The following is a 22,061-nucleotide window of genomic DNA, read 5'->3' on the forward strand; positions in this document are numbered from 1 at the left end:
ACTAGGGGGGTCGGCGGATGACCGACGGCGTGGTGCGGATCGACGGGAACACACTGAGGCTGCCGGGTGGGGTGGCGGTGCGGTTCGTGCGCACCCTGCGGCTGCCGGAGACCGGCACCCATCCGTTGCCGCCGGGGCTGGGTGAGTTCCCCGTCCGGCGGGTCTCCGACTACCCGGACACCGTGCCCGAGCGGTGGCGTGCGCGGGGCGGTGTGATGCTGCCGGTGTATCTGCGCGAGGCGATGTGGCTGAGCTTCGGCGGGACCGTGGAACCGGCCGCCCTCCAGGTCGGGGTGGGCAAGGTGTGCGCGGTCTCGGGCCGGCCGTGGAGCGACCGGCTGTCCCGGAAGCCGCAGAACTACGTGGTGCTGCCCCGCCAGCCCTGGCTGGACGGCATCAACTCGGGCAAGGGCACCGTCCGCCAGTTCGTGGCGGTGCCGCTCGGCCTCGGCGCGACCGTCGAGGGTCAGGTCACCGGCGAGGAGGTCTGGGGCGGCGTACAACTGCAGGTCTTCGGGCTGAACGAGCGGAAGCTCGCCCAGTGGCGGGAGGCGGAGCGACGCGCCGAGCGGACCCGGGGCCCGGCCGCCGGGGGTTACGGCATGACCCCGATGGCCATGGCGGCACCTCCGGCCCCCGGTTCGGCCCCGGTGCCGGTCGCGGCACGGGCTCCGCGGGCTCCCGCCGCCATGGGCCTCGGCGTCGGCGGCTCCATGCGCCAGGAGGTCTACGAGGACGACCGGCCGCTCACCGACTGGGCGAGGGAGCCCGCCGGACGGGTCTTCGTGCACCTGGTGACGCCCCCTGAATGGCGCCGTATCACCGGCGAGGCTCCCCCGCCGTCGCCGGTGAACCGCGCGGAGTACACCCGCGCGGGGCTGCCCTGGTACGACTACTACGACCAGGACGCGGAGGATCTCGCCCCCACGGACGCCCTGGAGGCCGTGAAGCCGGTCGGCGACTGGCTCGGCGACGACCACGAGCCCTGGCAGGCCCCCTCACCGGACCAGGTGAAGCCCCTGAAGGACGCGGCGGGCAAGCCGGTGGAGGACGGCGACTGGTAGAGCGCCCAAGCGTTGCACCCTGCGCAACGCCGGGTGCCGTTCTTGCACGGCCCCGGCGGTCCGCGTCATGGTGGCTTGTCACGGCAGAGACAGGCGATCATCCGAGGTGCGGACATGGGCAGCGGGACAGGAGCGGCGGGCGGCGGCTGGAGCAGGCGTCGCTTCGTCGGCGCCCTGGCCGGAGTGGGCGCGGTCGCGGCCCTGCCCGCTCCCGCGCCGCCCGGGCACTCTCCGGCGACGCGGGACACCGGCGCGGCCGTCCCGGAGCGGCAGCCGAGCGCACAGCCCACCGCTCCCCGGCCGTCGCCGAAGCCCTCCGGCCCCCGCCCCCTCTACCTCGGCACCTACACCACCGTCGAGGGCGGCGGGACGGGCGTCGGCCTCGCCACCTACGATCCCGAATCCGGCCGTGTCACCGGCGCCGGCACCCTGACCGGGATCGTCAACCCGTCCTATCTGGCCCTGCACCCCGACGCCCGCACGCTCTACACGGTCGACGAGCGCGACGACGGCGCCGTGACCGCGGTACGTCTGGCCGACCGCAGGATTCTGGGCGCCCGGAGCACCGGCGGGGCCGGGCCCTGCCATCTCTCCGTGCATCCGAGCGGCCGCTGGCTGCTGAGCGCCAACTACACCTCGGGCAGTGTGGCGGTGCACCCCATCGCCGGCTCGGGCGCGCTGGGCGAGCGCACCGCCCTGGTCAGGCACACCGGCCCCGCGCCCGGCCCCGGCCAGGACGGGCCGCACGCCCACCAGTTCATCACCGGCCCCGACGGCGGCCATGTGCTCGCCGTCGACCTGGGCACGGACACGGTGTACAGCTACCGCCTCGACGAGCGCGCGGGGACACTCACCGAGGTCTCACGGGCCCGGACCCGGCCGGGCGCCGGCCCGCGCCATCTCACCTTCCACCCGGGCGGCCGCCACGCCTATCTGGCCAACGAGGCCGACGACACGATCACGGTGTGCGCCTACGACCCCTCCACCGGCCGCCTCACGATCGGCGCCCCGCAGTCCACGGGCAGTCGCGCGTCGGTCACCAACTACCCGGCGCAGATCGCGGTCACGGCCGACGGTTCGTACGCCTATCTCGCCAACCGCGGCGACAACACCCTGGCGCGGTACGGGATCGAGGCCGAGGGGGCCCGTCTCCGGCTGCTCGGCACGGTGCCGGTGTCCGGTGACTTCCCGCGGCAGATCGCGCTCTCGCCTGACGGCGCGCTGCTGTTCGCGGCGAACCAGAGGTCGAGCACGGTCAGCGTCTTCCACGTGGACGGGGGCAGCGGTGAACTGCGCCTCGCGGGCGACCCGTTCGCCTCACCCGTCGCGGTCTGTGCGCTGCCGCTGTAGGCCGCGGGGGCAGGAGGCGGTGCCGGCCTGAGCGAGCAGGGCGTGCATGCGCTCGGTGAGCTGACCGACGTCGTCGGCGGGCGTGTGGAACGGCAGGCGTACGTCGCCGTGGGCGCGGGCGCGCTCGATGCGCAGGGTCAGTCCGTGCCGGTCGACGGCTAGGGGCTGGACGCGGACCGCGCCGAGCAGGCAGGCGTGGTCGACGAGCCGGGTGAGCCGCTCCACCGCGTCGGGGTGGCAGTCGGCGAGGTGGGTCAGCAGACGGGCCTCGGCGAGGGCCAGCGGGTCGGGTGCGGCGCCGGCGAACTCGTCGACGCCGACGACCACCGCGCCGGACGCCCGCCGCAGCACGATCCGCGTCGGCCGGAACGCCAGGCGGCCGTCCTCCGCGACGAAGTACCCCGCCATCCACAGCCGGGCCCGGATTCGGTTCCGCACCGGGACGGGTGCCACGTCGGCGAACTCCAGCACCGCGGACGGCTCCCCGCGCGGTGCGCAGATCGCCGCCGTGAGCAGGGCGCCGTCCTCGGGCACCCGCACCAGGACCGTGCCGTCCCCGGCGACGGTGTGCGCGCCGACGAACTCCTCTCGACCGCCCTCCGCGGTGACCGCGCAGGACCATGCGGTGGCGAGCATCGAGCGGGCTCGTTCCGCCGCGGAAGGCGCGGCCGTCCAGCTGTCACCCATCCCAGAATCTCCTTAGGTAAGCCTTGCCTAACTTATCGAAGATCCAGGGGTACGCCAACCATCTCCGGCCGATTCGAGGTGCACCGGCCGCGCGCCGAGGCAGGGAGGGGTCACGCGGCGGCACTCAGGGAGCGAGCGCCCCCAACAGGGCCCGGGCGCACAGATCGCGGACCTGCTCCCGGCTCAGGTCCGAACCGCGCAGCCACTCCAGGCAGACGGCCGTGACGAACGCCAGCCACCCGCGCACGGCGAGCTTCAGATCCGGACGCCCCTGGGCCAGCGGCCCGAGTTCGGGGTCCTCGGCGATCGCCGCCAGGATCTGCCGCTCCTGCGCGCCCAGGGCCCGGTGGTAGACCCGGCGCACGGCCTGGTCCCCCGCCGCGTCGGCGCGATGGAAGGCGCGGAAGCCGTGCGCGTGGGTGTGCACGTACTCCAGGAAGACGTCCAGTCCGGAGGCGAGTTGCTCGCGCGCCGGCACGCCCGGGACGGCCGCCGTCATCTCCAGCATCCGCCTGCTCTCCCGCTCGACCACCGCCAGGAAGAAGTCCCGCTTGGTCGGGAAGTAGTGGTAGAGCAGTCCGCGCGAGACCCCGGCGATCTCGGCGACCCGCTCGATCCAGACGTCGTCGTAAGCGCTCTCCGAGAACAGCCGCGCCCCCACCGACAGCAGCTGCTCGCGGCGCTCCTCGGTGCTCAGTCGACGGCGGGTGCGCGCGCCCGGGTTCGCGGCCATGTCCGCACTTTACTTGACGTCGGTTCAACAACGGGTCGAGACTGGGCGCGTTATTGAACCCACGTACAACAGGCCACGTACAGGCTCGGCCTGCCGCTGGTTCGAGGGAGATGGCGTCATGGCGGAGACGACGACACAAGCCACGCTGCCGAAGGGCTTCCGCGGGGCCGAGCAGAGCTGGCCGGAGCTGCACCGCATCCCGCATCCACCGCGCAGGGTGCCGCTGCTCGGGGACGTGCTCGGCGCCGACCGGCGCGCGCCCGTCCAGGACTCCATGCGGTACGGCAGGCAGCTGGGGCCGATCTTCCGGCGCAAGGCGTTCGGCAAGGAGTTCGTGTTCGTGTGGGGCGCGCGGCTCGCCGCCGACCTGGCGGACGAGTCGCGGTTCGCCAAGCACGTCGGCCTGGGGGTCGCCAATCTCCGTCCGGTCGCCGGGGACGGGCTGTTCACGGCGTACAACCACGAGCCCAACTGGCAGCTGGCGCACGACGTGCTGGCCCCCGGGTTCAGCCGGGAGGCCATGGAGGCCTACCACCCCATGATGGTGGCGGTGGCCGGAAGCCTCACCGACCACTGGGACCGCGAGCTGGCGGCGGGCCGGGCGGTCGATGTGCCCGGCGACATGACCAGGCTCACGCTGGAGACCATCGCGCGCACCGGGTTCGGACATGACTTCGGGTCCTTCGAGCGCGACCGGCCGCATCCCTTCGTGACCGCGATGATCGGCACGCTGTCGTACGCCCAGCGGCTGAACACCGTCCCGTCACCGCTGGCGCCGCTGCTGCTGCGTGACGCGTCCCGGCGCAACGAGGCCGACATCGCGTTGCTGAACCGCACGGTCGACGACCTCGTCCGCGCCCGCCGCGCGTCCGGCGGGGGCGACGGCGATCTGCTGGACCGGATGCTGGAGACGTCCCACCCGGAGACCGGGGAGCGGCTCTCGGCGCGCAACGTGCGCCGACAGGTCATCACCTTCCTGGTGGCCGGCCACGAGACGACCTCGGGGGCGCTCTCGTTCGCCCTGCACTATCTCTCCCGGCACCCCGAGATCGCCGCACGCGCGCGTGCTGAGGTGGACTCCGTCTGGGGTGACACTCGGGCGCCGGGTTACGACCAGGTGGCCAAGCTGCGGTATGTGCGCCGGGTGCTGGACGAGGCGCTGCGGCTGTGGCCGACGGCGCCGGCCTTCGCCCGCGAGGCCCGTGAGGACACGGTGCTGGCGGACGACCATCCGGTCCGGCGGGGCGGCTGGGCCCTGGTGCTGACGGCGCTGCTGCACCGCGATCCGGAGGTGTGGGGCGGCGACGCGGAACGGTTCGACCCCGACCGCTTCGACCCGAAGGCCGTACGGTCCCGGGCCCCGCACACCTTCAAGCCGTTCGGGACGGGAGCGCGGGCGTGCATCGGCCGCCAGTTCGCGCTGCACGAGGCGACCCTGGTGCTGGGCCTGCTGCTGCGCCGCTACGACCTGCGGGCCGACCCGGGCTACCGGTTGCGGGTGACGGAGCGGCTGACGCTGATGCCGGAGGGGTTGCGGCTGCGTCTGGAACGGCGTGGGGTCACGTCGGGCGCGGCGGGCGGGACGTCGGGTGCGGCGAGCGGGACGCACCGGGTGGGCGGCGGGGACGTCACCCCGTCAGAGCCCCGCTGTCCAGTGCACCGGGCGGGTGAGTGACTCCGGGAGCCGGGTGCCCGCGCTGCCGCGGGCGGCGTTCAGCTGGGGCTGGGTGAGGAAGAAGGCGCCGGTCAGATCGGCGCCGGTGAGGTCGGTGTCGCGCAGGTCGGCACCGATCAGGTCGGCGCACCTGAGGTCGGCGCCGGTCAGGTCGGCGGCTATGAGGTAGGCGCCGCGCAGGTCGGCCCCGCGCAGGTCGGCTCCCTTGAGGCGGGCTCCCATCAGATCGGCACCGCGGCGGTCCTTCTTGGGCCCCCGGACGCCGGCCCGGACCAGTTCGCTGGTCCTCAGCAGGAGGACGTTGACCCGCTGCCGGTGCGCGGCGACGTCCAACTCGGCCAGCTCGTCCGGCGTCAGACGGGTGAGCGCATCGGTCTGCGTGAGGAGGCGGCGCAGGTCGGCGTGGACCGGGCGGGCGGCGGGCAGGGTGAGGGCCTCGGTGAGGTACCAGAGCAGCTCGTGCAGCTGCCGTACGAGAGGGAAGACGTCGAACATGCGCCGGGCGTTCTCACGCGAACCGGTGCGCCAGTCCTGTCCGCCGAAGGTGATCTGCGAGACCCGCTGGCCGGCGCCGAAGCAGTCGTAGACCGTGCAGCCGCTGAAACCCTCCTGCCGCAGCCGGGCGTGGATTCCGCACCGGTGGTCGCCCTGGAGGTTGGGGCAGGGGGTGCCGGCCCGCTTGTCGAGGGCGAAGTCGGCGGAGGCGGCGAAGGGCAGGGCCACACAGCACAGGCCGAAGCAGTTGGCGCAGTCCCCGCGCAGGTCGGACCGGTCGACCGTCTGATCTCGCATATCGCACAGTTTATCGAGCCGGCCCGTGCGGCCCGCACCCGTGCCGGGGCGTTGCCGGTGGGCGGTCCCGGAGTCGACGTAGGGCACTCTCACGCGAAGAACGGGAAGGCTTCCTGGCCCAGCGGTCAGCCGGAGAGCAGGGCTCGCTCCCACTGTTCCTCGCGTGCCTCGATGTACTCGGCGTCGCCGCGCCAGGCGTCACCGTGGCCTTCCTCCCAGTGCCTGGTCCAGGGCTGGTTCCCCAGCGCCGACTGGTCGCGCAGGAAGTCGTGCGTGGCGCGGGTGCGACGGCCCAACAGCGGGACCAGGGCGCGCCGTTCGGACTCGTCGAGACCGTAGGCGTCGGCGAACACGCGCAGCCGGCCGGCGGCGTCGGGGGTCTGCCAGTCGGGGTGGGCGGAGAGCGGGACGAAGCCGCGGACGGCGTAGGCGAGGTCCCACAGACGGGAGCCGGGGGCCGCCGTGTCCCAGTCGATGAAGGCCCACTCGTCCTCGCCGCCGACCACCAGATTCCAGGGCGCGAGGTCCTGGTGGGCGATGATGTCGGCCCCCTCGGCCGGCACGAGGACCTGCCAGCGGGCATCCGGCGGCGGGGTGAAGTCCCTTACGGCGTCATGGAACTCGCGGACCATACGAGCCACCCGTGTCAGCCCTGCGACCGGCTCCACCAGGGCGAACCGGTCCGGCCACACCACCCGGCCGGGCATGAAGCTCAGCACCTCACGGCCCTGGTCGTCGACCCCCAGCGGGCGCGGGGCCGCCCGGAAGCCGGCCTCGTGCAGATGGGTGAGCAGGGCGTGCACCGACGGCGTCCAGGGTCCCGCGGGCCTGCGGACGGTGTCGCCGACGCGGACCACACCGGCGCTGACGTTGCCGCCGGTCAACTGCTCTTCCTCTGCTGGCCGTTCCTGTCGTTCCTGCCGCAGCTGAACCTCACCGACGAGTTTCCGGGGTTGTGGGGGTCTCCTCATCCGACAGAAGAGAGATCATGTGCAGCCACCAGCCGCCCTGCCCCGACGCGGACCGCCCGGACCACCACAGCACGGCGATCGTGTCGGCCCACCCCGAACAGGGCTGGAACCCGCTGTGCAACGGCACCATTCTCAGTCGAGGCCGCTGAGGTCGAGGCGGGCGAGCCGGTCGGGGTCGGCCAGGATGTACAGGGCGACGATCCTGTCCTCGGCGACGGTGACCCCCATGACGGACAGGGCCCGCCCCTCGGGAGCGTTGACCACGCCCACCTCGCCGTTGACCAGCACGACCTGTGCGAAGTGAGCGAACTGCCGGAACAGCAGCGCCTGTTCGGCGACGCCCTTCGCCCCGCGCACCGCCTTGGAGGCGGCGGCGCCCCCGACCAGCGCCCCGGAGTCGGCCCGCAGCACCACGTCGGGGTGCAGCACCGCGACCAGCGCCTCGAAGTCCCCGGCGCGGGCCGCCGCCATGAACGCGTCGACGACCTGCCGCTGCCGGGCCAGGTCGGGCTCCGCGGACGGCGTGGCGCCCCGCACCCGGCGCCGGGCCCGGCTGGCCAGTTGCCGGGTCGCCGCCGAACTGCGTTCCACGACCGGCGCGATGTCGTCGAAGGGCACCTCGAACATGTCGTGCAGTACGAACGCCAGCCGCTCGGCCGGCTCCAGCGTTTCCAGGACCACGAGCAGTGCCAGGCCCACCGAGTCGGCCTGGAGCACCTCCTGCTCGGGATCGATAGACGCCAGGGGCCGGATCACCGGATCGGGTACGAACGTCTCGTCGATCGGCTCCTCCCGGCGCAGGGCCCGGGAGCGCAGCATGTCGAGGCAGACCCGCCCGACGACGGTGGTGAGCCATCCGCCGAGGTTGCGGATCTCGTCCGCGTCGGCGCGGCTGAGCCTCACCCAGGTCTCCTGCACGGCGTCCTCCGCCTCGGGGAGCGAGCCGAGCATGCGGTAGGCGACCGCCCGCAGATGTCCCCGGTGTGCCTCGAAACGGTCGGCCGACAGGCCTTGTTCCGTCATCCCGCTCCCCCGGTCAGGTCACTGTGCCGTGCGACGACCGGACGATCCAATCACGCGGCCGACCGCCTCGCGACGCCGTTTCCCGCAGACAGACCAGTGGGTGGCCGGGTCACTCCTCGTCGCGCGTCAGCGCGAGCAGCCGGTCCAGTACGCGGGGTCCGCCCGCCCGTACCCCGTCGTGCTCGAACTCGTCGGTGACCCAGGTGCGCAGGCCGCGGATCGCACGGGCCGTCTCCAGGGCATGGGCCGTGTCGACGTACATGTCGTCGTGGTAGACGGCCGCCGCGACCGGGACGTCGTTGGCGGCGAGGCGTGCGGGGTCGTAGAGGGGCCGCCAGTCGGTGCGGGCGGCGAGGAGTTCGGCGGTTTCGCGCAGCGGGCGCAGGGCAGGGTCGGCGTCGAACATCCAGGGGTGGACGGACTCACCGGTGAACAGGAGCGGGCCGTCGCCGGCCAGCGCCTTGGCCGCGTCGAACTGCGGGAACTCCCCGCGGACGCGTTCGGCCGCCCAGTCGGTGGGGCGCTGGTCCTGGCCGTAGATCGCCTCGTGGACCAGGGCGTAGAGGGGGTGGCTCGCGTACGAGAGGCGTCCCTGTACGTCCTCCAGGAAGGCGTCGGAGAGGACGGTGCCCTGCGGGGTGCGGACGAAGGCGTGCTCCAGCAGATGGTGCAGGCGGTGGCTGCCTTCGCCGCTGCCGAGGACGATGCCGAGGGACTGGAAGGCCTCGACGGTGAGGCGATAGCCGTTCGGGAGGGTCACCTCGTGGGTGAGGAGGTGGTCGGCGATACGGCGGGCGCGTTCGACATCCTGCGGGTAGCGGGCGTAGTGGGCGGCGACCTTGCGTTCGATGCGCGGGTAGGCGGCGCGGTAGACGTCGTCGGCATGGGCGTGCAGGGAGGGCAGACCGCCGGTGATCACGGCCGCGGCCAGGCCCTCGGGGGCGTACGAGAGATAGCTGACCGTGCAGAATCCGCCGAAGCTCTGGCCGAGCACGGTCCAGGGGGCGCCGCCGGTGACGTCTGGGCGGATGGCCTCGCAGTCGCGGACGATCGAGTCGCCACGGAAGCGGGTGAGGTAGTCGGCCTGTTCGGCGGCGCCGCCGCGCAGCGGGAGGGTCTGGCGGTTGGCGGGCGTGGAGTGGCCGGTGCCGCGCTGGTCGAGGAGGAGCACGCGGTACTCCTTGAGGGCCCGGCCGAGCCAGGCGGGTCGGCCGACGAAACGGTTCGCCCCGAAGCCCGGGCCACCCTGGAGGTAGAGCAGCCACGGCAGTTCCCGGTCCGCCTTGTCGCTCGCGACGACCTCACGGGCGTAGAGCTCGATCGTCTCCCCCGCCGGGTCGTCGTGGTCGAGGGGCACGGTGAAGTGGCGGTCGGTGAGGACGACGCCGGGCTGGCGGTACGTGGCGGTCAACAGGTCTCCCGGGACGGACGGACTTTCGGGCCGCGTCCCACTTCACCACATGTTCGTCCGCCGGCCGACCCTCGGGATCATGAAATCGTACTGAATCGAGGATCAGCGGGCGGAGAGACTGGAGCGGCGTACGACGAGTTCGGGCTGGAGCACTACACGCCGGTGCTCGTGTCTCCTGGTCCCCTCCTCTGCCTCCGTCTCCTCCAGGAGCAGTTCGGCGGCCAGGGCGCCCATGGTGACGGCGGGCTGCCGTACGGAGGTGAGCGGGACGGCCGCCGCGGCGGCGAACTCGATGTCGTCGTAGCCGACGATGGCGAGGTCGTCGGGGACTCCTACGCCGGCCGCGTACATGGCCTGCAGCACGCCGAGGGCGAGGAGGTCGTTGGCGCAGAAGACGGCGGTGGGGCGGTCGGCGAGGCCGAGCAGGCGGGCGCCGGCGTCGCGGCCGGCGGCCACGTCGAGACGCTCGGTCGGCAGTTCGCGCAGATGCTCCGGGCCGAGACCGGCCTCGGCGAGGGCGTTCAGGGCGCCGATACGGCGGTCACGGACCTGGTTGAAGCCGGGCGGCCCGCTGACGTAGGCGATGGAGCGGTGCCCGGCGTCCACCAGATGGCGCACGGCCAGCGCGCCCCCAGCGACGTCGTCGACGGAGACCGAGCACTCGGTGGTGCCCTCGGCGACCCGGTCGACCAGCACGAACGGGATGTTGTGCCGACGGAAGGTCTCGATGTTGCGCCCGGTCGCGTCGGCGGGGGTCAGCAGCACCCCGCGCACCCGCTGCTCGGCGAAGAGCGAGAGGTACTCGGCCTCCTCGCCCGCGCTCTGCGCGCTGTTGCAGACCATCACGCCGAGTCCCGCGTCGCGTGCGGCGCGCTCGGCGCCGCGCGCCACGTCGACGAAGAACGGGTTGCCCATGTCCAGCACCAGCAGCCCCATGATCCGGCTGCGGCCCGCGCGCAGCTGCCGCGCGGACTCGCTGCGGACGTAGCCGAGCCGGTCGATCGCGGACTGCACCCGCGCCCGGGTCTCCGTGGCGACCGTGTCCGGACGGTTGATCACGTTCGACACCGTGCCGACGGACACTCCGGCGGCACGGGCGACGTCCTTGATACCCACCGACTGGGCCATCAGGCAGGGACCTCCAGGGGGACGCGGGACGGCGGGAAGAAGACCTTCACATTACCGTCCTCATCCGGCGCGTCATGCCCGGTCACGCGGGCAGTGCGAAGTCGACGACATGGAGCGCCGAGGGGGTCGTACCGCTCGACTTCTCCTGGTACATGAACGACAGGACGTTGTCGTACCTCACCCGCGGCTCGTCGATGACGACCTCGCCGAAGGCGTTGAGGTCACCGCCGTCGAACAGCAGGGTCCAGTCGGTGTACCCGGAGGACCTGGACGCGGCGGCGATCCGGCCGTAGGGGAAGACCGCGTAGGCGTTGTCGTACTTGTCCAGGACCAGCTTGGTGCGCTGGCTGGAGTTGAGGGCGACGGGGATCTCCGTCTTGGTCCAGGTGCCGGAGGAGTTCTTGCGGAGGTGGAAGGCGCGGCCGCTCGCGGTGCGGTCGGCGACGTAGTTCGTGGTGCACTGGCCGAAGCGGCCGGGGACGTAGCTGATGATCGCGTGCGGGAGGCCGGTGGAGTCCGTCCACTGGCTCTCCTGGTTCATCAGGGAGTGGTCGGGGTTGAGCGAGTCGACGACCAGGCCGGGGTCGGTGACGGCGACGGTGTCCGAGGTGCCGGTGGTGGCGACCAGGGTGCCCGCGTCGTTGCGCCAGGTGCGGCCGCGGTCGGTCGAGTAGACGTAGCCCGTGTCGTGGTTGGTGATGCCGCCGCTGTCGCACATCACGGCGGCGTTCTGCTCACGCCAGGTGAAGAAGGAGTGCAGCCGGCCGTTGACGTCGTAGTCGATGCCGTGCAGATACATGTTGCGGGCCGTCGAGGAGCCGTGCGAGCTGGTGTACGTGCCTGTGGAGCCGGACCACTCCCCCAGGGCCGTCCATGTCGAACCGTCGTACTCCGCGAGGGCGTTGCGGCCGTTGCCGGAGATCCCGACCCGGTAGCTGAGCTGCAGCGTGCCCTCGGGGGTGGAGACGAACTGCGGGTAGGTGAACTGGGAGGTGAGCGCCAGGCCGTCGAGCGAGGTCTGGACGGAGCCGAAGACGGACGAGGTCCAGGACGTGCTCGCCGGGTTGTCGAGGAGTCCGGCGACGGACTTCACGTAGAAGTAGCCGTCGCTGTGGGAGTCCATGTTGAGGTGCAGTCGGCCGTCGACCCTGGAGAGGCCCATGGAGATGACGTTGTGGGAGTCGCTGGTCTTGAGCACATGGGAGAGGGTGACCGTCGACCAGCTGGTCCCGCCGAGCACCCGTCGGCCGACCACGGCGTTGCCGGTCGCCGTGTACCAGGCGGCGTACTGGTAGCCCTTGTAGGTGAACAGGCCGTTCTTCTGGAACGAGTTGTTGTTGACCAGACCGTCGTAGGAGACGAAGAAGACGGCCTGGGGGTCGAGTTGGGTGGTGCTCTTCCTGCTGGCGGAGGGGCCGGGATCGGCGGCCCGTGCGATGCCCGGCGTTGCCACGGCGGCCAGTATGGCGGACGCGAGCACGGCGCGTCTTTTCATGAGCGGCTCCAGAGGGGTGGTGCGTTCAGGCGAGGTGGAAGACCTCGGTGAGCGGTTTCATGGCCTCGTCGGGACGGGCGCCGTCCAGCGACTCGAAGAACGGCGCCATCTCCGCCTGCCAGCGGGCGTTGACCTCGGTGGCCTCCATGCCGGCCTGGGCGGCGGCGAAGTCCTCGGTCTCCAGATAGCCCACGAGCAGGCCGTCGTCGCGCAGGAAGAGGGAGTAGTTGTGCCAGCCGGTGGCGGAGAGCGCCCGGAGCATCTCCGGCCACACGGCGGCATGGCGTTCGCGGTACTCGGCGAGCCGGTCCTCACGGACCTTGAGGAGGAAACAGACGCGCTGCATCAAGTACCGCTCTCCCGCTAGAAGTTGAACTGATCGATGTTCTTCGCGTCGAACACGGTCGGCTTGCCGAGGGTGATCACGCCGTCCTTGCCGATGGTGTACTCGGTGGAGCCGGCCTTGAAGGTCTCGCCCTCCTTGCCGGTGATCTGGCCCGAGGCCAGCGCGACGGCGGTGCGGGCGGCGAGGTCACCGAGCTTCGCCGGGTCCCACAGCTCGAAGCCGTCGACGGTGCCGTTCTTGACGTACTTGCGCATGTCGTTGGGCGTGCCGAGGCCGGTCAGCTTGACCTTGCCCTTGTACTTGGAGCTGGACAGGTACTGGGCGGCGGCCTTGATGCCGACGGTGGTCGGGGAGATGATCCCCTTCAGGTTCGGGTACTCCTGGAGCAGGCCCTGGGTCTGCTGGAAGGACTGCTGGGCGTCGTCGTTGCCGTACGCGGTCTTGACCAGCTTGATGTTCTTGTACTTGGGGTCCGCCAGCTCCTTCTTCATGAAGTCGATCCACACGTTCTGGTTGGTCGCGGTCTGCGCGGCCGACAGGATCGCGATCTCGCCCTTGTAGCCGATCTGCTGGGCCAGCAGCTGCACCTCGGTACGGCCGAGGTCCTCGGCGGAGGCCTGCGAGACGAAGGCGTTGCGGCAGTCCGGCTTGGTGTCGGAGTCGTAGGTGACGACCTTGATGTTGTTCTTCATCGCCTGCTTGAGCGCGGTGCACAGGGCGCCCGGGTCCTGCGCGGAGACGGCCATCGCGTTGACCTGCTGCTGGGTGAGCGTGTTGACGTAGCTCACCTGGCCGGCGGTGTCGGTGGCGCTGGAGGGGCCGACCTCCTTGTACTTGCCGCCCAGTTCGGTGAGCGCCTGCTCGCCGCCCTTGTCCGCGGAGGTGAAGTACGGGTTGTTGACCTGCTTGGGCAGGAACCCGACGGTCAGCCCCTTCTTCAGCGCCGCGTTCGGATCGGCCTTCGCGGTCGAGGTGGCGGCGGCGTCGTCACTCTTGGAGTTGTTCTTCGTGGTGCCCCCGCAGGCGGTCAGGGCGAGAGCCAGCGAGGTTCCGGCGGCGAGCGCCGCACAGGCACGACGGAGGGATGACTTACGCATGGTGAAGGTCCTTTACGAGGGAGAGCGGAGTTACGACGTCGGAGTCGAGGCGGCGGCTCTGCGTCCCGCCCTCGCTACGGAGATTTGCCGTGCGACCCGGGGGCCGAGCACGGAGATGACGAGCAGGACACCGGTGACGACGATCTGCGACTGGGCGGAGACGTTGAGGAGGCTCATCACGTTCTGCAGCGCGCCGAGGAGGAAGACTCCCGCGATGGCGCCGCCGAGCGTGCCCCTGCCGCCGTCGAAGTCGATGCCGCCGAGCAACACCGCGGCGACGACGGAGAGTTCGAGGCCGGTCGCGTTGTCGTAGCGGGCGCTGGCGTAGTGCAGTGCCCAGAAGATCCCGGTGAGCGAGGCCATCAGCCCCGTCACCGTGAACAGGATCAGCTTCTGCCGCTTGACCCGGATCCCGGCGAACCGGGCCGCCTCCTCGTTGGCGCCGATCGCGAACAGCGACCGTCCGAAGGGCGTGGCATGGAGGACGACCACGGCGATGGCGAGCAGCACCACGAAGGGCAGGAAGGCCTGCGGAAGGAAACTGTCCCCGACCCGACCCGCCGCGAAGTCCAGGTACTGCGTGGGGAAGTCGGTCACCGCGTTCGAACCGAGCACGATCTGGGCGATGCCCCGGTAGGCGGCCAGGGTGCCGATGGTGACGGCGAGGGAGGGCAGCCCGAGCCGGGTCACGAGGAGACCGTTGACCAGCCCGCAGACCGCGCCGAGCACCAGGCACAGCGGAATGATCGTCTCGATCGCCATGCCGTCGTTCCACAGTTTGCCCATCACCGCGCCCGAGAGGCCGGCGGTCGAGGCGACGGAGAGATCGATCTCGCCCGAGACGACCAGCAGGGTCATCGGCAGGGCGATCAACGCGATCGGCAGGGTGTTGCCGATCAGGAAGGACAGGTTGAGCGAGTTCCCGAAGCCGTCGACCGTGCCGAACGACAGCAGGAGCAGGACGACCAGGAGCGCGCCGACAACCGTGTCCCAGCGGACCGCGCGCGTCAGGGACTCAGACATGGCGGACGTTCCCCTTCTTCGCGTTCTTCGCGTTCTTCGCGTTCTTCGCGTTCTTCGCGGCCGAACTCTTCGCAGCCGACTTCTTCAGGGCGGAGGCCACCCGCAGCGCGACGATCCGGTCGACCGCGATGGCGAGGAGCAGCAGGACGCCGTTGATGGCGAGCACCCAGACGGAGCTGACACCCAGGGCAGGCAGCACACTGTTGACGGAGGTCAGCAGCAGGGCCCCCAGCGCGGCCCCGTACACGCTCCCGGACCCGCCGGTGAAGACCACACCGCCGACCACCACGGCGCTCACGACGGTGAGTTCGTAGCCGTTGCCGGTGCTGGAGTCGACGTTTCCGAAGCGCGCCAGGTACATCGCTCCCGCCAGGCCCGCGAGCCCGCCGCAGAAGGTGTACGCGGCGAGGATCCGCTTGCGCACGGGGATACCGGCGAGACGGGCCGCCTCCGGGTTGGAGCCGAGCGCGTACAACTCCCGCCCGCTGCCGAAGTGCTTGAGGTAGTACGCCGTCGCCACGAGCACCGCCAGCGCGATCAGCGCCAGCCACGGCACCGCGGAGATGCCTCCCGACCCGAAGTCCACGAAGCCGCCCGGGAGATCGGCCGCCGTGATCTGCCGGGAGCCGACCCAGATGGAGTCGATGCCCCGGATGATGTACAGCGTGCCGAGGGTGACCACGAGCGCGGGCACCTGGCCGAGGCTGACCAGAAGGCCGTTCAGCAGGCCGAAGCCGACGCCCATCAGCACCGCCAGCGCCACCGCCACGACCGCGTTCCCGCCGCCGTGCAGATAGTCGCCGGCGGCGAAGGCGCTGATACCGAGGGTCGAGCCGACCGACAGATCGACGTTCCTCGTGATCACCACCAGGGACTGGCCGGTGGCGACCAGCACCAGGATGGTCGCGTTCAGCAGCAGGTCCTTGATGCCCTGCTCGGAGAGGAACTCGCTGTTGCCCGCCTGGGTGATGCCGATCATCACCAGGAAGACGAGCAGGATGGCGAGTTCACGCATCTTGAAGACACGGTCGACCAGCCGGGTGCCGCTGGACCTGGGCACCTCGGCGACGGGGGTCTCGTGGGGAGTGGTCACCGTCATGCGGCGGCCCTCCCGGTGGCTGCGGCCATCACGGTTTCCTCGGTGGCTTCGGCGCGTGGGATCTCGGCGGTGAGCCGGCCCTCGTGCATCACGAGCACGCGGTCGGCCATGCCGAGGATCTCGGGCAGGTCGGAGGAGATCATCAGTACGGCCACCCCGTCGGCGGCCAACTCGCCGAGCAGTCGGTGCACTTCGGCCTTGGTACCGACGTCGATGCCCCGGGTGGGCTCGTCGACGATCAGCACCTTGGGGCCGGTGGCGAGCCACTTGGCGAGGACGACCTTCTGCTGGTTGCCGCCGGAGAGGGTGTTGACGGTGTCGGCGATGCGCGCGTACTTGACCTGGAGCTTGACGGCCCAGTCGAGGGAACGGCTGCGTTCGGCCCCGCGGTCCATCAGCCCGGCCCTGACGGTCGTACGGAGTCCGGTGAGGCCGATGTTGCGCTCGATGGACATGTCCATCACCAGGCCTTGCGCGCGCCGGTCCTCGGGGACGAGCGCGAGCCCGGCAGCCATGGCGGTGGACGGGGCGCCGTTGGTGAGCCTGCGCCCCTGCACCTCGACCTCGCCCGCGTCCCAGCGGTCGATGCCGAAGACGGCGCGGGCGACCTCGGTCCGGCCCGCGCCGACCAGCCCGGCGAGGCCGACGATCTCGCCGTGCCGCACCTCGAAGGACACGTCGGTGAAGACGCCCTCGCGGGTCAACCGCCTTACGCTCAGGGCGACTTGGCCGTGCTGCACATCCTGCTTGGGATACAGCTCGTCGAGATCCCGGCCGACCATCCGTCGTACGAGATCGTCCTCGGTCATGCCCTCGATCGGCTCGCTGGAGATCCAGGCGCCGTCGCGCAGGGTCGTGACCCGCCCGCAGATCTCGAAGATCTCCTCCAGCCGGTGCGAGATGAACAGCACGGCTGCGCCCTGCTCACGCAGGGTGCGCACCACTCCGAACAGACGCGCCACCTCGCTGCCCGTCAGGGCCGCCGTCGGCTCGTCCATGATCAGGACCCGGGCGTCGAAGGAGAGGGCCTTGGCGATCTCGACGATCTGCTGATCGGCGATGGACAGGCCGCGGGCGGGACGGTCGGGGTCGAGTTCGACACCGAGGCGCTTCATCAGGGCCAGGGTCGCCCGATGCGTGGCCTTGTGGTCGATCCGCCCGAGGGCGCGCCGGGGCTGGCGGCCCATGAAGATGTTCTCGGCGATCGAAAGGTCGGGGAAAAGTGTGGGCTCCTGGTAGATCACGGCGATGCCGGCGTCGCGGGCGTCGCCGGGTCCGTGGAAGACGACGGGCTCACCGTCGAGCAGCACCCGGCCGGCGTCCGGCCGGTGCACACCGGCGAGCGTCTTGATCAAGGTCGACTTGCCCGCGCCGTTCTCTCCGGCGAGCGCGTGCACCTCGCCGGGGAACAGCTCCAGGGAGACGTCCCGCAGCGCACGCACGGCGCCGAAGGACTTGGAGATGTCCTCGAGCGCCAGCACCGGGGCCGGTCCCGTGTCGGACGGGTGGGTCATGAGGGGCTCCTCGACGACACTCGGCGAGGCCCTCGAGCGGCCCTCACAGCGTCGTGAAAGGTTTCAACTTGGTTGCCGGGACGTTAGGCGCGGCGAGCTTGTCACGTCAATGGGTCCGCATCGAAAAACTTTCGAGAGCGCCCCGAGAGCCAGAGGTCACGGTCAGGCCACGGTGCGCGGTCTTTGCCGGAAGGCTTGACACGCGTTCGGGGGGCTCTTAGCTTCCGTTACTGAATCGATTCACATTGAAGCTGTTCGGACCGACGTCACAGGAGCCCTGAAGTGACCGAGCTCGCCGCGGTGAAAGCCGCGCTCAAGACCCAGGCAGTCGAGACGCCGTCATGGGCGTACGGGAACTCGGGGACCCGGTTCAAGGTGTTCGCCCAGCAGGGCGTTCCCCGCACACCGCACGAGAAGCTGGCGGACGCGGCGCAGGTGCATGCCGTGACCGGGGTGGCGCCGACGGTCGCCCTGCACATCCCGTGGGACAAGGTCGACGACTACGGCGCGCTGGCGAAGTACGCCGAGGATCATGGACTGAAGCTGGGCGCGATCAACTCGAACACGTTCCAGGACGACGACTACAAGCTGGGCAGCATCTGCCACCCGGACGCGGCGGTGCGCCGCAAGGCCCTGGACCACCTGCTGGAGTGCGTCGACATCATGGACGCCACCGGCTCCCGCGACCTCAAGCTGTGGTTCGCCGACGGCACCAACTATCCCGGCCAGGACGACATCCGCGCACGCCAGGACCGCCTCGCCGAAGGCCTCACCACCGTCTACCAACGGCTGGGAGACGGACAGCGACTGCTCCTGGAGTACAAGCTCTTCGAACCCGCCTTCTACACGACCGACGTCCCCGACTGGGGCACCGCCTACGCCCACTGCCTCAAGCTCGGCGACAAGGCACAGGTCGTCGTCGACACCGGACACCACGCACCCGGCACCAACATCGAGTTCATCGTCGCCACCCTGCTGCGCGAGAACAAACTCGGCGGCTTCGACTTCAACTCCCGCTTCTACGCCGACGACGACCTCATGGTCGGCGCCGCCGACCCCTTCCAGCTGTTCCGCATCATGTACGAAGTCATCCGCGGCGGGGGATTCACGACCGACGTCGCCTTCATGCTGGACCAGTGCCACAACATCGAAGCCAAGATCCCCGCGATCATCCGCTCCGTCATGAACGTCCAGGAAGCCACCGCCAAAGCACTCCTCGTCGACCGGGAAGCACTCGCCGCCGCCCAGCGCACCGGTGACGTACTCGAAGCCAACGCCGTCCTCATGGACGCCTACAACACCGACGTACGCCCCCTGCTCGCCGAAGTCCGCGAAGACATCGGCCTCGACCCCGACCCCATCGCCGCCTACCGCCGCTCCGGATGGGCTGAGAAGATCATCGAGGAGCGGGTCGGGGGGCAGCAGGCGGGTTGGGGGGCGTAGCGGCCGGGTCTCGTCTGCCGGGTGCTGTTGTTCGCGGACCGCCGGTTGTGGGGGGCTGGTCGCGCGGTTCCCCGCGCCCCTGAGGGGCCGCTCCTGGAACCGTCGGCCGATAGGGAGCTGTATGCGTGACGCAGGCGGCCTCGTTGCCGAGGTGTACTCGCTCGGCGGCGGGAGCTGGTCGGTGGTGCCGGTCACCCGCGGTGCTCTGGGGCAGATCTGGAAGCTGTCGGGAGGCGGGCGGTCCTGGGCCGTGAAGGAACTGCTCTTCGAGTGTGATGTGGAGCAGGTGGGGCGGGAGGCCGCGTTACGGAACGCCGCCGAGGAGCTGGGGATCGCTTCGCCTCGGCTCCTGGCCAATCGTGACGGCTCTTACGTCACCCGGCTCCCCTCCGATGCGGGCGCAAGCCATGTGAAGCTGTACGACTGGATCGACGGCACCGAGGCCGATCCTTCCGATCCGGCGCTGCTGGACTGGTTGGGGCGGACGACGGCCTTGCTCCACCGGGCGGGCGAGGGGACGGCCGACGAGGAGCTCAACCCCTGGTACACGCGGTGCCCGGAGGAGGCCGACTGGACGGACCTGCACGAGAAGGTGCAGCGTGCCGGTCTGGACTGGGCGGGCGAGCTGGGGCGGTTCATCGGTACGTCGGCCGCGGAGCTGGGGCGCTGGGTGACGTCGGTCGAACCCGGCGACGTGGTGACGTCCCATCTCGATCTGCGCCCTGCCAATGTGCTGGTCGGCCGGGAAGGTCCCGTACTCCTCGACTGGGACAACGCGGGCCCCGCTTCGGCGGAGCAGGAGTTCGCGCGTGCCGTGTTCGTGTGGTCGGGCGGCAACCGGGGCGACGTCGATGCCGCGCGACGGGTCGGGCTGGCCTATCGGCGGGCCGGAGGGCGGGCCGTCGTCTCGGGTCCCGCGTCGTTCTCGATGCTCTTCGCCACGCATCTGAATTACATCCGGGTGCAGGCGGAGTGCGCGATCGATCCGACGGTGACCGCGGCGCAGCGTGCGTTCGCGAGCGGGCAGGTCGTGGAGTCGTTGCGGTCGGTGCCCGAGCTCGCGGTCGTCTCCCGGCTGGTCGCGGCGCTCGATACCGTGGGGTGAAGCGTGGGGTGGACCGTGCGGTGAACCGTGGGGTGAACCTTGTGGTGACCGGACCCCCGGCAGTCGTCAGTTGCTTATTGCCGGGTGCCTCATGTCCGCTCCGCCGGGCCGGGAGCCGCTGAGGTGGCCGCGCGGACGAGGGCAGCCGTGGCCGGTGAGCGGGACTGCTGGGGCCAGGCGATCGACAGGGTGGCCGGGGGCGCGTCGGGGATCTCGCGGTAGACGACGCCCGGGCGGGGATAGCGGCGGGTGACCGCCGCCGGCAGGAGGGTCACCAGTTCGCCCAGTTCCACCAGGGTGATCAGCTGGGGCAGGTCGGCGATGGCGTGCCGCTCCACCATCCGCTCGCGGTAGCGGGCCAGGCCGTGCGGGCTGCCCGGTTCGACGCCCGGCAGGGCGAGGTCGGCGAGAGTGAGGCCGTCCCGGGCCGCGAGGGGATGGGCGGCAGGGAGGGCGGCCAGATGGCGGTCGACGGTCACCGTCTCCGCGTCCAGGCCGGCGCGGTCGAACGGCTCGTAGAGCAGGGCCGCGTCCGCCTCGCCCTCGTGCAGCAGGCGGGTCTGTTCGCCCCAGCCGGAGAGGCGCACGGTGACGGGCCGGGCCGCGGGCTCGGCCGCGTAACGGGCCAGGATGGACTCCAGCAGGCCCGCGTCGCCGTCGGCCTTGACGGCCAGGACCAGCTTGGGCTCCCGGTCGGCCGCCCGCTGGGCCCGTCGGCCGGCCGCGTGCAGGGCGTCCAGGGCGATCCGGGCCTCGGTCAGCAGGACGGTCCCGGGCGCGGTGAGGGTGACGCTGTGTGTGGTCCGCTCGAAGAGCGTGACGCCCAGGTCGGTCTCCAGCTTGCGGATGGCGCGGGACAGGGGCGGCGCGGAGATCCCCAGCCGTTCGGCGGCACGGGCGAAGTTGAGCTCCTCCGCGACGGCGACGAAGTAGCGCAGTGACCTGGACTCCATGGGCCATCTCCTCGGTATGTCCCTGAGGGTAACAAGCCGGACCCGGTCGATCCTTCCGTGCCGCCGGCTCCGGGCGGAGGATCGAAGCACGCGGTCCCCCGGGAAGTCCACTTCTTGCCCGGGACGTCAACCGCCTTTCCGGCGAACCTTTTTGGAGCCTTGGCATGCTTGTCCTCACCACGCCCACCGGTCAGATCGGCCGACAGGTGCTCGACCGGGTCATCGACGACGGGGAGCCGATCCGGGTGATCGCGCGTGATCCCGGCCGGCTCTCCCCCGAGGTGCGTCAGCGGGTCGAGGTCGTCCAGGGCTCGCACCGTGACCACGATGTCGTGATGAAGGCCTTCGCGGGCGCGGACGCCGTGTTCTGGCTGGTGCCGCCGGATTCGCGGGCGCGGAGCGTGGAGGATCACGTCCTGGAACCCACCAGGTCGGCGTGCGAGGCGATCGTGGCCCACGGCGTCCGGCGGATGGTCGCCGTCTCGACCATGGGTCGCGGCATCGAGAAGGGTGCGGGCCAGCTGTCGGCGGCCCGGGCCGGTGAGAAGCTGCTCGCGGGCACGGGGGCGGGCTTCCGGGCGCTGCGGCCCGGTGGCTTCATGGAGAACCTGCTCCGGCAGCTCGACGCCATCAGGGAGCAGGGCACCCTGTTCTGGCCCCATCCGGCCGACCGGACCGTCGCCCTCGTCGCCACCCGCGACATCGCGGCGAAGGCGGCCGGGCTGCTGCTCGACGACGCGTGGACCGGGTCCGGGGACGTGCCCCTCGTCAGCCCCGACACGCTCTCCCCCGACGGCGTGGCGAAGATCGTCTCCGAGGTGCTGGAGCGGCCCGTCCGCTTCCAGGAGATCCCGGTCGAGGCCTACCGGGAGACGATGCTGCGGCACGGGGCGAGCGAGGCCTGGGCGCGGGGCCTGGCCGACATGGCCGTGGCCCAGAACAACGGTGTCTACGACGAGGAGCACCGCACCGCCCGTCCGGGCCCGACCGGCTTCCGGCAGTGGTGCGAGGAGGTGCTCAGGCCGGCCTTCCTGGCCTGAGCACCCCTGCCGCGCCGCTAGGGCGTGTTGCGAAAGTCCCGTCGTCCGCCCGGAGGGCGGGCCGGGCGGCGTCTGGGGCGTGCTCTCGGCGTGCCGGGCGGAAGCCCTCGTA

At 71.1% G+C, this 22,061-nt stretch carries 20 protein-coding genes and 1 pseudogene; 7 read left to right on the plus strand and 14 right to left on the minus strand.

Annotation, left to right across the window (positions count from 1 at the left end; genetic code table 11):
- Nucleotides 1-17 precede the first annotated feature (17 nt).
- Nucleotides 18-1,064 carry a hypothetical protein gene (locus ABZT17_RS29425; protein ID WP_356353059.1) on the plus strand — a complete coding sequence of 349 codons (1,047 nt, stop codon included), beginning with the start codon at nt 18-20 and terminating at the stop codon, nt 1,062-1,064.
- A gap of 114 nt (nt 1,065-1,178) precedes the next feature.
- On the plus strand, nt 1,179-2,414 hold the full coding sequence (locus tag ABZT17_RS29430; RefSeq protein WP_356353061.1) for a lactonase family protein: 1,236 nt from the start codon (nt 1,179-1,181) through the stop codon (nt 2,412-2,414).
- Here the strand turns inward: ABZT17_RS29430 and ABZT17_RS29435 are convergent.
- Complete coding sequence (locus tag ABZT17_RS29435) at nt 2,382-3,101, minus strand: DUF2470 domain-containing protein (RefSeq protein WP_356353063.1); 720 nt, start codon at nt 3,099-3,101, stop codon at nt 2,382-2,384. The genes ABZT17_RS29430 and ABZT17_RS29435 overlap by 33 nt on opposite strands.
- A 124-nt stretch (nt 3,102-3,225) precedes the next feature.
- Nucleotides 3,226-3,834, minus strand: coding sequence for a TetR/AcrR family transcriptional regulator (locus ABZT17_RS29440; protein ID WP_356353065.1), 609 nt, complete (start codon nt 3,832-3,834; stop codon nt 3,226-3,228).
- Nucleotides 3,835-3,952: 118 nt separating this feature from the next.
- Between ABZT17_RS29440 and ABZT17_RS29445 the strand changes: the two genes are divergently transcribed.
- Nucleotides 3,953-5,509, plus strand: coding sequence for a cytochrome P450 (locus ABZT17_RS29445; RefSeq protein ID WP_356353066.1), 1,557 nt, complete (start codon nt 3,953-3,955; stop codon nt 5,507-5,509).
- Here the strand turns inward: ABZT17_RS29445 and ABZT17_RS29450 are convergent.
- Nucleotides 5,471-6,301 carry a pentapeptide repeat-containing protein gene (locus ABZT17_RS29450; RefSeq protein WP_356353068.1) on the minus strand — a complete coding sequence of 277 codons (831 nt, stop codon included), beginning with the start codon at nt 6,299-6,301 and terminating at the stop codon, nt 5,471-5,473. The genes ABZT17_RS29445 and ABZT17_RS29450 overlap by 39 nt on opposite strands.
- Before the next feature lie 125 nt (nt 6,302-6,426).
- Nucleotides 6,427-7,185 (minus strand): aminoglycoside phosphotransferase family protein, encoded by a 759-nt coding sequence (locus ABZT17_RS29455; RefSeq protein WP_356353069.1) that lies wholly within the window; start codon nt 7,183-7,185, stop codon nt 6,427-6,429.
- A gap of 104 nt (nt 7,186-7,289) precedes the next feature.
- On the opposite strand from ABZT17_RS29455, the pseudogene ABZT17_RS29460 reads away from it, so the two are divergent.
- Nucleotides 7,290-7,406, plus strand: a pseudogene (locus ABZT17_RS29460) (DUF5999 family protein); the annotation flags it as partial.
- On the opposite strand, the gene sigJ reads toward ABZT17_RS29460, so the two are convergent.
- The 9 genes from sigJ to ABZT17_RS29505 form a co-directional block, all read right to left on the minus strand.
- Nucleotides 7,405-8,295 (minus strand): RNA polymerase sigma factor SigJ, encoded by an 891-nt coding sequence (sigJ, locus tag ABZT17_RS29465; protein WP_356353071.1) that lies wholly within the window; start codon nt 8,293-8,295, stop codon nt 7,405-7,407. The pseudogene ABZT17_RS29460 and the gene sigJ overlap by 2 nt on opposite strands.
- Nucleotides 8,296-8,404: 109 nt before the next feature.
- Complete coding sequence (locus tag ABZT17_RS29470; RefSeq protein ID WP_356353073.1) at nt 8,405-9,706, minus strand: alpha/beta fold hydrolase; 1,302 nt, start codon at nt 9,704-9,706, stop codon at nt 8,405-8,407.
- Between the two features lie 102 nt (nt 9,707-9,808).
- A complete protein-coding gene (locus ABZT17_RS29475) occupies nt 9,809-10,834 on the minus strand; it encodes a LacI family DNA-binding transcriptional regulator (RefSeq protein WP_356353075.1) in 1,026 nt (341 codons plus the stop codon).
- Between the two features lie 82 nt (nt 10,835-10,916).
- On the minus strand, nt 10,917-12,329 hold the full coding sequence (locus tag ABZT17_RS29480; RefSeq protein WP_356353076.1) for a BNR repeat-containing protein: 1,413 nt from the start codon (nt 12,327-12,329) through the stop codon (nt 10,917-10,919).
- A gap of 25 nt (nt 12,330-12,354) precedes the next feature.
- Nucleotides 12,355-12,675, minus strand: a complete 321-nt coding sequence (locus ABZT17_RS29485) for an L-rhamnose mutarotase (protein ID WP_356353078.1) — start codon at nt 12,673-12,675, stop codon at nt 12,355-12,357.
- Nucleotides 12,676-12,692: 17 nt separating this feature from the next.
- A complete protein-coding gene (rhaS, locus tag ABZT17_RS29490) occupies nt 12,693-13,772 on the minus strand; it encodes a rhamnose ABC transporter substrate-binding protein (RefSeq protein WP_356353080.1) in 1,080 nt (359 codons plus the stop codon).
- 30 nt (nt 13,773-13,802) lie between these two features.
- Nucleotides 13,803-14,795 (minus strand): ABC transporter permease, encoded by a 993-nt coding sequence (locus tag ABZT17_RS29495; RefSeq protein ID WP_356353082.1) that lies wholly within the window; start codon nt 14,793-14,795, stop codon nt 13,803-13,805.
- Nucleotides 14,788-15,894 carry an ABC transporter permease gene (locus tag ABZT17_RS29500; protein ID WP_356353084.1) on the minus strand — a complete coding sequence of 369 codons (1,107 nt, stop codon included), beginning with the start codon at nt 15,892-15,894 and terminating at the stop codon, nt 14,788-14,790. Before ABZT17_RS29500 ends, ABZT17_RS29495 begins: the two co-directional genes overlap by 8 nt.
- Nucleotides 15,891-17,408, minus strand: coding sequence for a sugar ABC transporter ATP-binding protein (locus tag ABZT17_RS29505; protein WP_356353085.1), 1,518 nt, complete (start codon nt 17,406-17,408; stop codon nt 15,891-15,893). Before ABZT17_RS29505 ends, ABZT17_RS29500 begins: the two co-directional genes overlap by 4 nt.
- 282 nt (nt 17,409-17,690) lie before the next feature.
- Between ABZT17_RS29505 and rhaI the strand changes: the two genes are divergently transcribed.
- A complete protein-coding gene (rhaI, locus tag ABZT17_RS29510) occupies nt 17,691-18,851 on the plus strand; it encodes an L-rhamnose isomerase (protein WP_356353086.1) in 1,161 nt (386 codons plus the stop codon).
- A 121-nt stretch (nt 18,852-18,972) separates the two neighbouring features.
- Entirely contained in the window at nt 18,973-19,956 is a 984-nt protein-coding gene (locus ABZT17_RS29515; RefSeq protein ID WP_356353087.1) for an aminoglycoside phosphotransferase family protein, read from the plus strand.
- Between the two features lie 89 nt (nt 19,957-20,045).
- Here ABZT17_RS29515 and ABZT17_RS29520 read toward each other — a convergent pair whose 3' ends face one another.
- The gene (locus ABZT17_RS29520) at nt 20,046-20,909 is read right to left on the minus strand and encodes a LysR family transcriptional regulator (RefSeq protein WP_356353089.1); all 864 of its coding nucleotides are present in this window, start codon (nt 20,907-20,909) and stop codon (nt 20,046-20,048) included.
- A gap of 164 nt (nt 20,910-21,073) precedes the next feature.
- Between ABZT17_RS29520 and ABZT17_RS29525 the strand changes: the two genes are divergently transcribed.
- The gene (locus ABZT17_RS29525; protein WP_356353091.1) at nt 21,074-21,949 is read left to right on the plus strand and encodes an NAD(P)H-binding protein; all 876 of its coding nucleotides are present in this window, start codon (nt 21,074-21,076) and stop codon (nt 21,947-21,949) included.
- Nucleotides 21,950-22,061 lie beyond the last annotated feature (112 nt).

The organism is Streptomyces sp. NPDC005648, assembly GCF_040605395.1.
Classification (GTDB): Bacteria; Actinomycetota; Actinomycetes; order Streptomycetales; family Streptomycetaceae; genus Streptomyces.

Bases quoted from the DNA above. Each gene is read 5' to 3' on its own strand.
- ABZT17_RS29425 (WP_356353059.1), top strand. From the start codon at position 18: ATGACCGACGGCGTGGTGCGGATCGACGGGAACACACTGAGGCTGCCG.
- ABZT17_RS29430 (WP_356353061.1), top strand. From the start codon at position 1,179: ATGGGCAGCGGGACAGGAGCGGCGGGCGGCGGCTGGAGCAGGCGTCGC.
- ABZT17_RS29435 (WP_356353063.1), bottom strand. From the start codon at position 3,101: ATGGGTGACAGCTGGACGGCCGCGCCTTCCGCGGCGGAACGAGCCCGC.
- ABZT17_RS29440 (WP_356353065.1), bottom strand. From the start codon at position 3,834: ATGGCCGCGAACCCGGGCGCGCGCACCCGCCGTCGACTGAGCACCGAG.
- ABZT17_RS29445 (WP_356353066.1), top strand. From the start codon at position 3,953: ATGGCGGAGACGACGACACAAGCCACGCTGCCGAAGGGCTTCCGCGGG.
- ABZT17_RS29450 (WP_356353068.1), bottom strand. From the start codon at position 6,301: ATGCGAGATCAGACGGTCGACCGGTCCGACCTGCGCGGGGACTGCGCC.
- sigJ (WP_356353071.1), bottom strand. From the start codon at position 8,295: ATGACGGAACAAGGCCTGTCGGCCGACCGTTTCGAGGCACACCGGGGA.
- ABZT17_RS29475 (WP_356353075.1), bottom strand. From the start codon at position 10,834: ATGGCCCAGTCGGTGGGTATCAAGGACGTCGCCCGTGCCGCCGGAGTG.
- ABZT17_RS29480 (WP_356353076.1), bottom strand. From the start codon at position 12,329: ATGAAAAGACGCGCCGTGCTCGCGTCCGCCATACTGGCCGCCGTGGCA.
- ABZT17_RS29485 (WP_356353078.1), bottom strand. From the start codon at position 12,675: ATGCAGCGCGTCTGTTTCCTCCTCAAGGTCCGTGAGGACCGGCTCGCC.
- rhaS (WP_356353080.1), bottom strand. From the start codon at position 13,772: ATGCGTAAGTCATCCCTCCGTCGTGCCTGTGCGGCGCTCGCCGCCGGA.
- ABZT17_RS29495 (WP_356353082.1), bottom strand. From the start codon at position 14,795: ATGTCTGAGTCCCTGACGCGCGCGGTCCGCTGGGACACGGTTGTCGGC.
- ABZT17_RS29500 (WP_356353084.1), bottom strand. From the start codon at position 15,894: ATGACGGTGACCACTCCCCACGAGACCCCCGTCGCCGAGGTGCCCAGG.
- ABZT17_RS29505 (WP_356353085.1), bottom strand. From the start codon at position 17,408: ATGACCCACCCGTCCGACACGGGACCGGCCCCGGTGCTGGCGCTCGAG.
- ABZT17_RS29515 (WP_356353087.1), top strand. From the start codon at position 18,973: ATGCGTGACGCAGGCGGCCTCGTTGCCGAGGTGTACTCGCTCGGCGGC.
- ABZT17_RS29520 (WP_356353089.1), bottom strand. From the start codon at position 20,909: ATGGAGTCCAGGTCACTGCGCTACTTCGTCGCCGTCGCGGAGGAGCTC.
- ABZT17_RS29525 (WP_356353091.1), top strand. From the start codon at position 21,074: ATGCTTGTCCTCACCACGCCCACCGGTCAGATCGGCCGACAGGTGCTC.